We start from the raw sequence: 455 nt of genomic DNA, 5'->3' as shown, positions 1-455 counted from the left end.
CGTTACTTCACCCTCTCGATGTCCCCTGGGACCCAGCTCTTGTCGAGGGCGGGTTCGGTCGGGCCGTAGAGCCGGAGGATGGCGAAGTATCCTCTGCCCGGCACGGTGGCGCGCCAGTTGCCTTGTTTGCCTTCGGGTGCCTGGGGTCCGAGGAAGATATCCGTGCTGCCGTCGGCGTTCTGCGCCGGCTTGTCCTTTGAACCAAGCGAAGGGAACGGCTGGCCATTGGCGAGACCCGAAGCGTTCTCCGCCTCATAGAGCGTCACTGACCAGAACAGGCGGGCCGGGATGTTGGCCGGCAGATTCAGGCGATAGCTGCTGCCGCCCACCAGGGGCCTGCCCTCGCTGTCGGTGAAAGCGATCACATACATGGCGGCTGCGCCCGGACTTTTGGACACCATCCCGGGGCTGATCGAGTAATAGTTGGTGAACATCCAGATCCGGGCATCGAGGTC

Annotated in this window: 1 protein-coding gene; it reads right to left on the bottom strand. The window is 63.5% G+C overall.

The genetic code is table 11. The features are described 5' to 3' along the window. Positions 1–2: 2 nt before the first annotated feature. Positions 3–455 (bottom strand): DUF1214 domain-containing protein (locus tag FFK22_RS42255; RefSeq protein ID WP_143957048.1); only part of this gene is annotated, 453 nt, incomplete at its 5' end.

This window comes from Mycobacterium sp. KBS0706, assembly GCF_005938675.2.
Lineage (GTDB): Bacteria > Pseudomonadota > Alphaproteobacteria > DSM-16000 > Inquilinaceae > Inquilinus.
This window is presented reverse-complemented; position numbering and strand designations above follow the sequence as displayed.